The sequence below is a fragment of the Paraburkholderia solisilvae genome, from assembly GCF_902859875.1.
Lineage (GTDB): Bacteria > Pseudomonadota > Gammaproteobacteria > Burkholderiales > Burkholderiaceae > Paraburkholderia > Paraburkholderia solisilvae.
Genome location: NZ_CADIKF010000019.1, coordinates 11998 through 25668 on the forward strand (window position 1 = coordinate 11998; position 13671 = coordinate 25668).

Genomic DNA, 13671 nt, shown 5'->3' on the forward strand with positions numbered 1-13671 from the left:
GCAGGGAGTGTGGCAATGAAGGAGGCGGCCGGCCGGCGCCTCCGCAAACGATAATGGAGTCAGATTTATGTCACAGCGAATTGCGTACGTAACAGGCGGCATGGGCGGCATCGGCACGGGAATCTGTCAGCGCCTCGTGAAGCAGGGCTTCAAGGTCATCGCAGGCTGTGGCCCGAACTCGCCGCGCCGCACGAAGTGGCTCGAAGACCAGAAGGCGCTCGGTTTCGAATTCGTTGCTTCGGAAGGCAACGTCGGCGACTGGGATTCGACGAAGGCCGCGTTCGACAAGGTCAAGGCCGAGTGCGGCGAGATCGACGTGCTGGTCAACAACGCGGGCATTACGCGCGACGTCGTGTTCCGCAAGATGACGCACGAAGACTGGACCGCCGTGATCGACACCAACCTGACGAGTCTCTTCAATGTCACGAAGCAGGTGATCGACGGGATGGTCGAGCGCGGCTGGGGCCGCATTATCAATATTTCGTCGGTGAATGGCCAGAAAGGTCAGTTCGGTCAAACGAACTATTCGACCGCCAAGGCCGGCATTCACGGCTTTACGATGTCGCTTGCGCAGGAAGTGGCCACCAAGGGCGTGACGGTGAATACCGTTTCGCCGGGCTACATCGGCACGGACATGGTGAAGTCGATTCGCCCCGACGTGCTGGAGAAGATCGTCGCGACGATTCCTGTGCGCCGGTTGGGCTCGCCGGATGAGATCGCGTCGATCGTCGCGTGGCTGGCTTCCGAAGAGTCTGGCTTCGCAACAGGCGCCGACTTCTCGTTGAACGGCGGCCTGCATATGGGCTGATCCACGCGGTCCGTCGCTCGCAGGAGCAGGGCCGCATGGTTCAGGTGTGTCCGGCGGCGTCTCGCGCTGGCAATCGGGCAGGCAATCTTGCGGGTATCCGCGCAGTAATGGGATTGCATGCCGAATTGCACTCGGGAGGCGCCGCGTCCGCGCTGCATTGGCGCTCAAAGGCGTTACATGACCACTACTACAAAGAAAACAGCCGAACGACTCATCAAGAAATATCCGAACCGTCGACTGTACGATACGGAGACCAGCACCTATATCACGCTGACTGACGTCAAGCAGCTGGTGCTGGACCAGGAGGAATTTAAGGTCATCGATGCCAAGAGCAACGAAGACCTGACGCGCAGCATTCTGTTGCAGATCATTCTCGAAGAGGAGAGCGGCGGCTTGCCGATGTTCTCGTCGCTGATGCTCTCGCAGATCATCCGCTTCTACGGCCACGCGATGCAGGGGATGATGGGCACGTATCTGGAAAAGAACATCCAGGCGTTCATCGACATCCAGAACAAGCTCGCGGATCAGTCGAAGGGTCTTTACGAAGGCAAGACGATGAACCCGGAGGTCTGGTCGCAGTTCATGAACATGCAGGCGCCGATGATGCAGGGCATGATGACGAGCTACATCGAGCAGTCGAAGAATATGTTCGTGCAGATGCAGGAGCAGATGCAGAACCAGGCGAAGACGATGTTCAGCACGTTTCCGTTCACGCAAGCCACGCCGAACCCGGAGCCGGAGAAGAAGTGATGGACCGTGGCCGCGTTGTGATGGACGAGGGCGCGGCCGCGCGTTGAGGGGTGCGCGGCGCCGGCATGGCTGCCGCGCGTCGTTCCTATGCGAACGAAATGATGAGCCGCTTGCCGCACGCGGCCGCGTACTTGCGCAGCGTCGCAAACGACGGCGAATGCTTTTCGCTGGTGAGCGACGCTTCGAGCCGCGACACAGCGGACGCGGTCGTGCCCATCCGTTCGGCGATTTGCGCCTGCGTGAGCCCTGCGTCCCGGCGCGCCGACAGCAGCACGCGCAGCGCCGAATATTCGTCGTCGAGCGCATCGTAGGCAGCCCGCACGCCGGGCTTCGCGAGCCGTTGCTCCGTGTCGGCCTTCGTGTGGGCGACGGGGGCGAACCCGTCGGCATTGCCGCTGCGCCGCGCGCTTGCGGCGGACGTGATCTTAGGCATTGCGTACCTCCTTCAAACGCTTGCGGGCCGTTTTCAGTTCGGCGTCGGGCGTTTCTTGCGTCTTCTTGACGAAAGAATGCAAAACGACGACCTGCCGGTCCCGATGCATGCAGTAAAACACGCGCCCGATGCCTTCCTGGCCACGCGGACGCAACTCGAACAGACCGTCGCCCATTGCACGCGAATGCGGCATGCGTAAATCCGCGCCGAACTCTTCCATGATGCCGACGAGCCGCAGATAACCTGCGAGGATGCCGTCAGGCAATTCGAAGACTTCACGTTTGACCCGGTCATTGAAATAAACGACGGTCCAGGTCATAGGCAGATATTAGCAAATTTGCTATCCCTATGCAAGCGGTCTTTTTCGCGCGAAAACGTGGGGCTGGTGAGAAAAGCAGACTGACTCATTTGAACTCTGTCCTTTCGCAGCGGCGGCTGCGGGTAAAATGCGGTCAGCCAGTCTATCTTCGGGGTGTTTTTTGCGCCCCTCGTCCGGAAGTACTAAGTTGAATACCACTTCACACCCCAGCAATAAGCCGTCGGCGTCGCCGAAGGTAGGATTCGTCTCACTCGGCTGTCCGAAAGCCCTGGTCGATTCCGAACAGATCATCACGCAGTTGCGCGCCGAAGGTTATGAGATCTCCGGCACCTATGACGGCGCCGACCTCGTGGTCGTCAACACCTGCGGTTTTATCGACGAAGCGGTGCAGGAAAGCCTCGATGCGATCGGCGAAGCGTTGACCGAAAACGGCAAGGTGATCGTCACCGGCTGTCTCGGCGCCAAGAAGAGCGCGAGCGGCTCCGGCCTCATCGAGGAAGTGCATCCGAAAGTGCTGGCGGTGACCGGTCCGCATGCGCTCGGCGAGGTGATGCAGGCGGTGCACAACCATTTGCCGAAGCCGCACGATCCATTCATCGATCTCGTGCCCGCCGCAGGCGTGAAGCTCACGCCGCGCCATTACGCGTACCTGAAGATCTCCGAGGGATGCAACCACCGCTGCACGTTCTGCATCATTCCGTCGATGCGCGGCGACCTCGTCTCGCGGCCGGTCGCGGAAGTGATGCTCGAAGCGGAGAATCTGTTCAAGTCCGGCGTCAAGGAACTGCTCGTCATTTCCCAGGACACGAGCGCGTACGGCGTCGACGTCAAATATCGCACCGGTTTCTGGAACGGCAAGCCGATCAAGACGCGCATGACCGACCTCGTCGCCGCGCTCGGCGAACTGGCCGCGCAGTACGGCGCCTGGGTGCGGCTGCACTACGTGTACCCGTACCCGAGCGTCGATGAAGTGATTCCGATGATGGCCGACGGTCCGTTCAAGGGCCACGTGCTGCCGTATCTCGATGTGCCGTTCCAGCACGCGCACCCCGACGTGCTCAAGCGGATGAAGCGGCCGGCCAATGCGGAGAAGGTGCTCGAGCGCGTGCGCGCATGGCGCGAAGTCTGCCCGGACCTGACCATCCGCAGCACCTTTATCGCGGGCTTTCCGGGCGAGACCGACGCGCAGTTCGAGACGCTGCTCGATTTCATCCGCGAGGCGGAGCTCGATCGCGTCGGCTGCTTCGCGTATTCGCCGGTCGAGGGCGCGAGTGCGAACGAACTCGACGGCGCGCTGCCCGACGAGGTGCGCGAAGCGCGCCGCGCGCGTTTCATGGAAGTGGCGGAAGCCGTGTCCGCGAAACGGATGGCACGCAAGGTCGGCAAGACACTGAAGGTGCTGGTCGACGAAATCAGCGCGGATGGCGGGGTCGGCCGCACCGCGGCGGATGCGCCGGAAATCGACGGCGTGGTGTATATCGCGCCGGCGACAAAAGCGTCGAAGCGCTACAAGGTCGGCGATTTCGTGTCGGTGAAGATCAGCGGCGCGGACGGTCACGACCTGTGGGGCGAGGTCTGAGGATGGCGAACCACGCGCACGCCGCCGCGCTGCCGGACATTCTCGCGCTCGGCGAGGCGATGGTCGAATTCAATCAGGCGCAGCCGGGTCAGCCGACCTGGCTGCAAGGCTTCGGCGGCGATACGTCGAACTTCTGCATTGCCGCCGCCCGCCAGCGCGCATCGGTCGGATTCGTGTCGGCGGTCGGCGGCGACCGGTTCGGCGAATGGCTGCTCGAATTGTGGCGGCGCGAGTGCGTCGATACGTCGTGCGTGCGGGTCGATGAACGTGCGCCGACTGGCGTGTATTTCGTGTCGCATGGGCCGGCGGGCCATCAGTTCGATTATTTGCGCGCGGCGTCGGCCGCGAGCCGCTATGCGCCGCACGACCTGCCGCTCGATGCGCTTGCCGCGGCCAAGGTCGTGCATCTGTCGGGCATCAGCCTCGCGATCAGCGTGACGGCCTGCGATGCCGCGTTTGCCGCGCTCGCGCATGCACGCGCGCATGGCGCGCGCGTCAGCTTCGATACGAACCTGCGCCTGAAGCTATGGCCGCTTGCACGGGCGCGCGCCGTGATGCTCGAAGCGATCCGTCAATGCGATATCTGCCTGCCGAGTTGGGACGACGTCACCGTGCTGACCGGCCTTGAGGAGCGCGATGCGATCGTCGATTTTCTGCTGGCGTTGGGGCCGCGTGTTGTCGCGCTGAAGCTCGGCCGCGAGGGCGCCTATGTGGCGACGCGCGACGAGCGGCGCGTCGTGCCCGCGCTCGACGTGAATGCGGTCGATGCGACCGGTGCGGGCGACTGTTTCGGCGGCGCCTTTATCGCGCGTCTGGTCGCCGGCGACGACCCGTTTGCCGCCGCGCGTTATGCGAACGCCGCAGCCGCGCTGTCGACGCTCGGCTACGGCGCGGTCGCACCGATTCCGGATCGCGCGGCGGTCGAGCAGCTGCTCGCCGGGTAGGCTGGGCGAGCATCGTCGCACGAGTGTGCGCGACGAAACCGCGACAAAAGGGAACAGCGGGACACTGCGGGAAACAGCGCGGCCGCGCGGAAGGGCGGTGCAGCGTCAGGCGTTGCAAAGGCATCACGGCCACGCGCAAACTACGCACAAATCAGGCACAAGCAAGGGAATCATCGAATGCAGCAAACCAAGCCGAACCGGCGCCGCGCACGAGCACGCGGCATGCTCCACGCGACGGCGGTCGCGCTGATGATGGCGGGCGCGTCCTTTTCGCTTGCCGCACACGCGCAAAGCGACGCGGTGAAGGCACTGGCGGCGCCGCCGCCGATCCAGTTGCCGCTGAAGCCGAGTCCCGAGTATGCGAAATTCCCGCGCTACGCGGGCATGCTCGGCACGCGCCAGATCGTGTTGCGGCTCGGACCGAAAACCGACGATCCGTCCGGCGTGCACGGCGAGTATCAGTTCACCGATACCGGCGAAGTGATCCTGATCGCCGGCGACCGCGCGGACGATACGCTCGAAGTCGAGGAATCGAACGACGGCACGCACATCACCGGCAACTGGGTCGGCAAGGTCGCAGCCGACGGCACGCTGTCGGGCGAGCGGATGAACGTCGACGATTCGAATCCTCTGGCGTTCGACCTGCGTCCGCTGGCGGCCGGGGCGCCTGTGCCGCCAGCGGGCGCACCGGCCACATTGCCGGACGACACGCCGCAGGCGGCTGCATCGGGACCCGGCGCCGGCCCGGCCGTACCGCCCGTACCGCCGCCTGCGGCCGCCGCACCTGCCGGTGAGCCGAACCATGCGCCATCCGGCGGCCAGTCGGTCAACGGTGTGAGCAACCTGCGCACCGGCGATTGACGATAGACCGCATCCGGGGGCCGCAGCGCGCTGCATGCGGTGCGGCAGCCCACACGCCATCTTTCAGGCTTTTCCGGACCGACAACAAAACGGGACAACCGATATGACCCAATCCCCTCCGAAACACGGTTTGCAGACGCGCATCGTTCATCCGCAGGACGACCTGACGCCCGGTTTCGAATCGTTCTCGGTGCCGGTCGCACGCGCGTCGACGGTGGTCTTTCCGGACCTCGCGACGATGCGCGCGCTCGACTGGCGCAACGACGCGCAATGGCGTTACGGCCTGCACGCGACGCCCACGCAGATCGTGCTCGCGCAGCGCCTCGCCGCGCTCGAAGGCGGTCATCACGCACTGCTGCAGCCGTCCGGACTGTCGTCCATTTCCAACGTGTTTTTCGGGTTCGCTAAATCAGGCGACGATGTGCTGATTCCGGACAACGTGTACTCGCCGACCCGCGATCACGGCGACTGGCTCGCCCGCGACTTCGGCGTGACCGCGCGCTACTACGACCCGATGATCGGCGCGCGGATCGCCGAACTGATCCAGCCGAATACGCGCCTGATCTGGCTCGAAGCACCCGGCTCGGTGACGATGGAAGTGTCCGACATTCCCGCGATCACCGCGGTGGCGCGCGCGCGCAATATCGTCACGGCGATCGACAACACATGGTCGGCGGGCATCGCGTTCCGGCCGTTCGAACACGGCGTGGATGTCTCGGTGCAGGCGCTGACCAAGTATCAATCGGGCGGCGCCGACGTGCTGATGGGTGCGACGATCACCGCCGAGCCCGCGATGCATCACAAGCTGAAACTCGCGCGAATGCGCATGGGGATCGGCGTATCGTCGGACGACTGCTCGCTGATCCTGCGCAGCCTGCCGTCGCTGCAGGTGCGCTTCCAGCAACATGACCGCACGGCGCTCGCGCTCGCGCGGTGGCTGAAGACGCGGCCTGAAATCGCCGCGGTGCTGCATCCGGCGCTGCCGGATTGCCCCGGGCATGCGATTTACGAGCGCGATTTCAGCGGCGCGGGCGGACTGTTCTCGGTCGTCTTCGATGAGCGCTACAGCGCCGCGCAGATCGATACGTTTTGCGAGTCGCTCGAACTCTTTGCGATCGGCTGGAGCTGGGGCGGCAGCGCGAGCCTCGTGATGCCGTACGACATCGCGTCGATGCGCAGCGCGTCCGACTGGCCGTATCGCGGCACGCTGGTGCGCTTCTATATGGGGCTCGAGGAAGAGGCGGATTTGCGCGCGGATCTCGAGCGCTGTCTCGTGGCGCTTGCGGGCTGACGCGATCCGTTACGCGACGCGCGTGTGGTGGCGTGTCGCTTATCGCCGCCGGCTAAACGTGCGTTGCCACCTTTTTGTCCAGCGAACCCGTGCCGCTTCGCGCGCTTACGCCGCAAAGAGCCGCAGCAAGCCGTCCAGCCCGACGTAATTGAACGCGACGCTCGCCGTTTCGCGCACCACCGGTTTCGCGCGGAACGCGACTGAGAGCCCGGCGGCGTCCATCATCTTCAGATCGTTCGAACCGTCGCCGAGCGCGATGGCGCGGCGCGGTTCGATGCCAAGCGTGGCGCACGCTTCGCGCAGCATCCGCGCCTTCACATCCGCATTGACGATCTCGCCGAGCACGCGTCCGGTCAGCTTGCCGTCGGCAATTTCAAGCGTGTTCGCGCGCGTGAAATCGAGGCTCAGGCGCGCCTGCAGCCTGTCGGTGAAAAACGTGAAGCCGCCCGACACCAGCAGCGTCTTGAGTCCGGCGGCCTTTACGCCGGCGAGCATGCGTTCGGCGCCCGGCGACAGCTGCAGGCGCTCTTCGTAGACCCGTTCGAGCGCGCTCGCGTCGAGACCCTTCAACAGCGCGACGCGGCGCGTGAGGCTTTCGTCGAAGTCCTTGATTTCGCCGCGCATCGATGCTTCGGTAATGGCGGCCACTTCCGCCTTGAGCCCGCAGAAGTCCGCGACTTCGTCGATGCATTCGATCGTGATCAGCGTCGAATCCATGTCCATCGCGACGAGGCCGAAATCGGTCAGGCGCAAGCCGGGTTCGACGAACGCGTAATCGAGCTCGTGCGTGCCGCAATACACATCGAGGTCCGCGCGCTGCGCCGGATTCGCGTTTTCGATGCGGACCGCGTGTTCATCGACGACGATGGCGGGTGAGCCGTGCGCGAGCGCGGTGAGTGGTTTGCGATGATCGGCGGAGAGCGGCGCGGGGCTTTGAATAACGAGGTTCATGTCGACGCGGAAAGGGCGCTAAAAGGGCGTGGTCCGGCAGGCGATGCGGCGCGTGGGCGCCGCGGAAAATCCGCCTATTGTAACGGGTCCGCCATGCTCGCCGAAGCCGGCCGTCATACGGGGGCCGATACAAACAAGGGGCGCCTGCTTCGTGAGACTCGCCGTGCGAGGCCAATACACAGCATCGCATGGCACAGGCACAGCGACCGGCGCTCGATCGATCCGATCGGCTACAAGCAGCTCGACAAGCGCACCGGCAAGGAGGTGGCGCGCGAGAACATCGCGCGCAGTTATCCGGATCGGCTACGAACTCGCGCTAAAAAGAAGTGGGTCATGGCAAGACTGGCTACACGCTTACGATTGAACCGGAAAATCAAGCGTATTGAATGCGGCCGCGGCGTGATTGATCGTGGTCGGGCGCGTGGGCGGTTCGATCGGCAACGCATGCGGGCAGGGGTGAATGTCCTCAGCCTTGCGCGGCTGACTGAGCGTGAGTAACGACGCGAAATCCGTAGCGTTCGCGAATCGCGGTGTGTCGAGCAATGGCGGATTCGAGCGTTGCACGATCAGCGACAACGTCTTCGCCATCGACAGATGATCGTGAAACGAATGATCGATGGTGCCCTGCTTGACGTATGGCGATACGACGATGGCCGGGACTCTGAAGCCATACCGGTCAAAGCGGAAGTCGCGTTTGGTCAGTGCAGTAGGCTTCTGCGGCTCGAGCGCCGGCATGCCGGAGACGACGGACGGGTCGGGAATGACGTGGTCGAAAAAGCCGCCATGCTCGTCGAACACAATCAACAGCAGGCTCTCCTCCCAGTACGGCGAATTCCTGATCGCGTTGTACATCTGCTCGACGAGCGCTTCGCCGCGGCGGACATCGCCGGTCGGATGCATCGATTCGCCGTTGCGGAAACCGCCGATCGGATCGTAGGTTGGCTCGATGAAAATGAAACTCGCATCCACGTTGCCGCTCGCGAGGCTCGCGATCAGGTCGGCATGTTTGACGAAGCGTGTGGGATGCGCGTCGGCGCCTTTCAAAGACCACGATTGCGGAATATCGCCGTGAGCGACCAACCATTCTTGCGGAGTCAGCCGGGTGAGCAGCGAATCGCTGCCATTGCCGAACTTGGCGCCGTCGAACAGGCTCGAGACGACCGTATCCAGGCTGCTCGGCGAATGGTCGAGTCCCCAGGACGTGCCGGCCAGTGCGAAGAACCGGTTCGGCCATGTCGGCCCCGGCATCGACGAAAACCAGCGGTCGCAGACCGCGAACTGATGCGCGAGAAAGTTCAATACCGGCAGTTGGTCCGGCGAATAACCGCGCAGCCCGGTCGCGACGTCATAGCCGTGCGCGCCAAGATCGCATGCAAACCCGTAGCCATTCGCATCGCTCGCCAGCGCGGGATATTTCCCGTTGCTCAGCGTGGCGGAATCCTTCGGCGCGTCGGGGATGAAGGCGCGAGCGTTAGCGGGGCCGCACAGTTGCACGAGCGTATCGGTGAACTCGTGGCCCGGATCGAATGAAAAGCGATATGGCGCACCTTGCGCGACCTGAAAAGAAACACCGTTGACGTCGGTATTCTGAAAAGGGGGTTTTCCAATCAGCCCATCTGCCTGGGTCGGCGTTCCGTCCGTTGTCCAGCCACGCAGATCGGACCAGCCGAACACGTTGTCGTAGGAGCGGTTTTCCAGCATTAAGACGAACATCTTCTTGATCTTGCTGATAGCGGACATCAGTTGCTCTCTCGTGGCGTTATTTGATCTGGAATGCACTCGACAGTTTGTTCGCGCCATACGGCAGGAACAAGGTAGCGCCCGATGCGAAAAAGCCCCAGGCCGCGTTCGCTTTATCGATGGGTTGGCCAGAATACAGTTGCAAGACAACGTAAAAGCCGACCGCAATAAAAAAAGTGCCCAGCACGATCATACCGATCAGCGCAATGAGCCGTGACGAACTGGCGACCATCGGCGGCGCCTGTCCGGCACCTGGCGTTGGCGTGCCTTCCGGGAGGCTGGCCTCCTCGGACAACGCCGTTGCAAGACTCCATTTCTGAACGCGCAATGTCTTGATCACGATCAGCAGGCCAATGAACATGACGACCGCCATGCCGATCACGATACCGTCTTTCAACACACCATCCACCGCAACGCCTGATGCGCCGCCGACCGACGCGGGCAGCGCAGCCGTCTGTCCGAATGCGAATCGCGACGCGGACATGGCGCATCCGATAAACGCCGCGTACAGGTAGCGCAGGTGTCGCGCGCCCGCCGCTGCTTTACGCATCATCAGCACAGTTTCAGTTTCTGTCCGATTCATATCCACTCCAGCTTCGCTTGTTGTTTGCGCGGCCCGCCCAAGCCTGTATGACATGGATTCAATATGCACGAGCATGTCGTCGTGTTGCATGACGAGCTAAGCGTAACGACGGGGTATGCGAGTGCAAAGCGGTGAACGAAGCCGTGTCGTGGAGGAGCGAAGCCGACACGCAATATCGGCTGTTCAGGAATATCGCGGATCGCTCGGTGTTGTATTGGTAATCGACACCGCCGACGCGTATGTCGTGATGACCTGCGTAGACAGCGGCGTTCACTCAATCTCAACGAGCGTTCCACATGAGATGGCCCGACCTCGCCGATACGATTGCCCAGCATGCGCCTTTGCTGGGCTCCGCACTGCGCTCGCACGACGCGAACACAGGACCCGTGCACGCGATCGTTGCGTCGATCACCGGAACCGCCGCTGACGATCCTGCTGCTGCAGCGGCGGCGATCGCAGCCGACCCGGCGCTGCTCGAGACGCTCCGTTCCGCTGAAGCGCAAAGCCGCGCGGACCTCGTTGCTTACGTACTGCGCACAGGGGGGAGCAGGGCGGCCGGACCTGCTGTCGACGCGGTGCGCGCGCAGCGTGGCCTGTGGGGAAGTCTGGGTGTCGTACGGAACGTCACGTATTCGCGTAATGACGAAAGGCAGCGTGGCAAGTACGTTTTCATGCGCCCATTGCTTACAGCCGCGGTGGTGTTAGCGACTATTCTTGTCGTGTTCGCCGTGCTGCTTGGCTTCGCGGATCACGCGCTGCACGATCCGTCGGTCGCCGCAACCGCCGGCTGCGTGTTGATGTATTTCATGAGCGAGGCGCGCCTTGTGACGGCGTACTGGTTCGGTGCGACGCACGACTCGAAGAATGCCGATGCATCGGCGCAATTGCGCGAGGTGCAGGAGCGCCACGAACGCATTGAGGGCAGAGAGGCGGTGGCCCGGGAAACGGAGGGAGGCGTCGACGAGCGTGAGAGGGATCAGAAACGGATAGGGCGTTCTGCACTCGTCGTCGAATCGCCGCCAGCGGAGCGCAGCGCTACCGGGCTCTTCGAACAGCGTGGGCCGCGATCCTGAGTGGCCTGACCCAGCGTGGCCTGACCCCGCGCGACCCCTTTACTGGCATCAAGTCGGCCTAGTTAAATTGAGGCCATTGCGCTTTCAACTGATCCAGGTTGCCGACGAAGCAACTGCGATCATATTTTCCCTTTGCGGTTTGCGTCGGCTGAGGCCCATCTGAACCGTCGGTATACTGCCAAAGTGTAAATTTGGTCCAAAGCTTCGGTAAATCGATGGGTTCGTTGTTATAGCGCGCAAACCAGAGCGGGCAATTGGCGGCGGCACAGTTGGGAGCGGCAGTTGCTGCCTTTTCCACCAGAAGTGCGCCACCGTAAATCATCGGCCATCGGCCGGTCTTTTCCTGTATTTTTTCCACGAATTCACATACGCCGTCGAACGGCATGTCGGGACCGCTATGGCTTGCCTCAAAGTCAAGGCAAAGTAAGGTCTGTTTATCAAATTCTGAATCGACACCCCACTGTATCGCTTTGAGGAAGTTATCGACCTGGTCCTGGACCGGCGCCCCGCTGGCGAAATGATAGGCACCCCAAAGAAGCCCCGCGGCTCGAGCCTCGTGTCGACGGTTCGAATACATCGGGTCCTGTACCGTCGAGCCCTCGCTTGCCTTGTGAATTAAGGCCACGATACCGTCGGCCTTCGCTTCCGAAAGAGACGACAGCTCGTTTCCGTGGTACAGGTCAAGCACGACGTCGATAGAACCATTCAATGTTCGTGGCATAGTGTCCTCTATAGCGGAGTGGCTTGTCCGGCTGCCGGGATGGCATACGAACCGACAATGTTTATTTTTAGCGCACTCGCATTTGGCAGCGGTGCTGAGCCCGAAAAAAACAGTGTGTGGCCGAACTGAATCGCACTGGAAATAACGGAGTCTTCAAGGGTGGGGTGTCAGAGAGATTGGAGGTCGGGAAAGTGAAAACAGGGTAAGGAAGCTGATCGGGGACACAGTGTTCCGGGCAGGCTCGAAAAGCGTGCGATGCAAGTGGTGTTCGAGCATCGGCACGAGTACGAAACGCAGTGAGCGGCGATCCGTTCAATTGCGTCGAAGATGGAGAAGACGCGCGAGACGCTGCGCAACGAGGTCAATCAGGCGGAGCGGGATCACGGTCAGCGGGCGGGCGCGACGAACGAGCCCGTCAGATTTTTAGTGTGGCGAGATCACCGTATCTTTTGCCGCCGCTCGCGCAAGACTTACAGGCAGCCCACGCGCAACAGCATGCCTGCTCATGCGCACGGACGCGCGCGGCGCGCGTGCGGCTGCATGGCATGCTTGCTGCTTCTTTCGAAGTCTGAACCTTCGGGAGCGCGCGATGGCACATATGATCTGGAAAGGCGCGATCAGCTTTGGCCTGGTGCATGTACCAGTGCAGTTGTACCCGGCGACCCAGTCGGAGAAGGTCGGCTTCAATCTGCTCGACCGGCGCTCGATCGACCCGATCGGCTACAAGCAGGTCAATAAGCGCACCGGCAAGGAAGTGACGCGCGAGAACATCGCGCGCGGCTTCGAATACGAAAAAGGCAAATACGTGGTGATGTCCGACGCGGAGATACGCGCGGCCAATCCGGAGTCGACGCAGACAGTCGATATCCTCGCGTTTGTCGAAGCACCCGAAATCTCGTTCCTGTACCTCGATACGCCGTATTACCTCGCGCCCGACCGCAAGGGCGAAAAGGTCTATGCACTGTTGCGCGATGCGCTGAAAGACAGTGGCAAAGTCGGCATTGCGAACGTCGTGATGCACAACAAGCAGCATCTTGCGGTGCTGATTCCGCTCGGGCCGGTGCTTGCGCTGAACACGCTGCGCTGGGCGACCGAGGTCCGTTCGTATGACGAACTGAAGTTGCCCGATGAAAGCCGGAAGAAGTCCGGCGTCACCGCGCGCGAACTCGGCATGGCGAAAAAGCTGATCGACGACATGACCGACACGTGGAATCCGTCCGCTTATCACGACACGTTCCACGACGACATCATGACGCTCGTCGAACGCAAGGTGCGAGCGGGCAAGACCGAGGACATCGGCGAAGTCGACGAACCGCGCGAAACGCGGCCGAGCGCCGAGATCCTGGACCTGTCGGATCTGCTCAAGCGCAGCCTCGGGCGTGGCAAGGGAAAAGCGGGGAAGCCGGCGGCGAAGGCCGCGGCCGCGCGCGCGAGCGACGCGGGGGAAGACGCGCAGGAGGAGGCTGATACCAGTGCCGGCGCACGTACCGCATCGCGGCGCACGAAGAGCAAGACGCCGGCGCGTCGCAGCGCGAGCGGTACGGCCGCGCGCAAACGCCGCGCGGCGTGAGCACGCGATCGGATACCCGCGTCAATGCATGAGAGGCGGAAAGTATGA

General features: G+C 62.6%; 14 protein-coding genes. 8 read left to right on the forward strand and 6 right to left on the reverse strand.

The genetic code is table 11. The annotated features are described in order from the left end of the window. Positions 1-67: 67 nt before the first annotated feature. Positions 68-808, forward strand: coding sequence for a 3-ketoacyl-ACP reductase (locus HV675_RS13585; protein ID WP_175111439.1), 741 nt, complete (start codon positions 68-70; stop codon positions 806-808). A gap of 177 nt (positions 809-985) precedes the next feature. Next, positions 986-1558 (forward strand): polyhydroxyalkanoate synthesis repressor PhaR, encoded by a 573-nt coding sequence (gene phaR / locus HV675_RS13590; protein ID WP_175111440.1) that lies wholly within the window; start codon positions 986-988, stop codon positions 1556-1558. Positions 1559-1643: 85 nt separating this feature from the next. Here the strand turns inward: phaR and HV675_RS13595 are convergent, their stop codons facing one another. Next, a complete protein-coding gene (locus HV675_RS13595) occupies positions 1644-1991 on the reverse strand; it encodes a helix-turn-helix domain-containing protein (RefSeq protein ID WP_175111441.1) in 348 nt (115 codons plus the stop codon). Continuing rightward, positions 1984-2310 carry a type II toxin-antitoxin system RelE/ParE family toxin gene (locus HV675_RS13600; protein WP_175111442.1) on the reverse strand — a complete coding sequence of 109 codons (327 nt, stop codon included), beginning with the start codon at positions 2308-2310 and terminating at the stop codon, positions 1984-1986. The genes HV675_RS13595 and HV675_RS13600 overlap by 8 nt, the downstream gene beginning before the upstream one ends. A 187-nt stretch (positions 2311-2497) precedes the next feature. On the opposite strand from HV675_RS13600, the gene rimO reads away from it, so the two are divergent. The 4 genes from rimO (at position 2498) to HV675_RS13620 (ending at position 6985) form a co-directional block, all read left to right on the forward strand. Next, positions 2498-3889, forward strand: a complete 1392-nt coding sequence (rimO, locus tag HV675_RS13605; protein ID WP_175111443.1) for a 30S ribosomal protein S12 methylthiotransferase RimO — start codon at positions 2498-2500, stop codon at positions 3887-3889. 2 nt (positions 3890-3891) lie between these two features. Further along, positions 3892-4833, forward strand: coding sequence for a sugar kinase (locus HV675_RS13610; RefSeq protein ID WP_175111444.1), 942 nt, complete (start codon positions 3892-3894; stop codon positions 4831-4833). Positions 4834-5010: 177 nt separating this feature from the next. Further along, the gene (locus tag HV675_RS13615; protein ID WP_175111445.1) at positions 5011-5694 is read left to right on the forward strand and encodes a hypothetical protein; all 684 of its coding nucleotides are present in this window, start codon (positions 5011-5013) and stop codon (positions 5692-5694) included. A gap of 103 nt (positions 5695-5797) precedes the next feature. Continuing rightward, positions 5798-6985 carry a cystathionine beta-lyase gene (locus HV675_RS13620; protein WP_175111446.1) on the forward strand — a complete coding sequence of 396 codons (1188 nt, stop codon included), beginning with the start codon at positions 5798-5800 and terminating at the stop codon, positions 6983-6985. A 105-nt stretch (positions 6986-7090) separates the two neighbouring features. Here HV675_RS13620 and serB read toward each other — a convergent pair whose 3' ends face one another. The 3 genes from serB to HV675_RS13635 form a co-directional block, all read right to left on the reverse strand. After that, entirely contained in the window at positions 7091-7936 is an 846-nt protein-coding gene (gene serB / locus HV675_RS13625; protein ID WP_175111447.1) for a phosphoserine phosphatase SerB, read from the reverse strand. 354 nt (positions 7937-8290) lie between these two features. Continuing rightward, complete coding sequence (locus HV675_RS13630; protein ID WP_246270246.1) at positions 8291-9676, reverse strand: alkaline phosphatase family protein; 1386 nt, start codon at positions 9674-9676, stop codon at positions 8291-8293. A gap of 19 nt (positions 9677-9695) precedes the next feature. After that, positions 9696-10349 carry a hypothetical protein gene (locus HV675_RS13635; protein WP_246270248.1) on the reverse strand — a complete coding sequence of 218 codons (654 nt, stop codon included), beginning with the start codon at positions 10347-10349 and terminating at the stop codon, positions 9696-9698. A gap of 296 nt (positions 10350-10645) precedes the next feature. On the opposite strand from HV675_RS13635, the gene HV675_RS13640 reads away from it, so the two are divergent. After that, positions 10646-11332, forward strand: coding sequence for a hypothetical protein (locus HV675_RS13640; RefSeq protein WP_175111448.1), 687 nt, complete (start codon positions 10646-10648; stop codon positions 11330-11332). 58 nt (positions 11333-11390) lie between these two features. On the opposite strand, the gene HV675_RS13645 is transcribed toward HV675_RS13640, so the two are convergent. Continuing rightward, complete coding sequence (locus HV675_RS13645; protein WP_175111449.1) at positions 11391-12053, reverse strand: glycoside hydrolase family 25 protein; 663 nt, start codon at positions 12051-12053, stop codon at positions 11391-11393. Positions 12054-12642: 589 nt separating this feature from the next. Here HV675_RS13645 and ku point away from each other — a divergent pair. Next, a complete protein-coding gene (ku, locus tag HV675_RS13650) occupies positions 12643-13623 on the forward strand; it encodes a non-homologous end joining protein Ku (RefSeq protein WP_175111450.1) in 981 nt (326 codons plus the stop codon). The last annotated feature ends 48 nt before the right edge of the window (positions 13624-13671 follow it).